At 29.9% G+C, this 415-nt stretch carries 1 protein-coding gene; it reads right to left on the bottom strand.

What is annotated here, in order from left to right; genetic code table 11:
* The coding region (locus RCF13_RS00520; RefSeq protein WP_308140704.1) for an S-layer homology domain-containing protein at window positions 1-342 on the bottom strand (342 nt) is incomplete at its 3' end.
* Window positions 343-415 lie beyond the last annotated feature (73 nt).

Raw genomic sequence — 415 nt, 5'->3', positions numbered from 1 at the left:
TCCTTTTTTAGTGACGCTCAATACTTCATTAAAAAACATTGTAGAGGATGGGTTTATATCTCTATAAGGATTATTTGATATGTCGTCTGTTTGTAAGTCTAAAGAAGTATACATAAGTCTTGCTACTTGTTCTCTAGTAACTACGTCTCCGAAACCAAATGTGTTGTATCCATAACCGATCATGATATTGCTGTTATAAAGAGAATTTATGGCAGTAGTAGCCCAATGTTTTTCGGGTACATCTGTATAACTTGAGCTAGCAAAAATGTTGTTATTAAGACTAAAAAGAGTACTAAAGCTTATTGAAAAAACAACAGAAATTTTAAGAAAGATTTTCTTCATCTTAATTCCTCCTTTATTTGGCTTAATATTATTATATAGGTTAATAGAAAATGCGTCTTTTAAAAAAAGAATG

Source organism: Stenotrophomonas maltophilia group sp. RNC7 (assembly GCF_030910085.1).
In the GTDB taxonomy this organism is placed as follows: domain Bacteria; phylum Pseudomonadota; class Gammaproteobacteria; order Xanthomonadales; family Xanthomonadaceae; genus Stenotrophomonas; species Stenotrophomonas sepilia.
The sequence above is the reverse complement of the archived record's forward strand: the minus strand, read 5'-3'. Positions and strand labels throughout refer to the sequence as shown.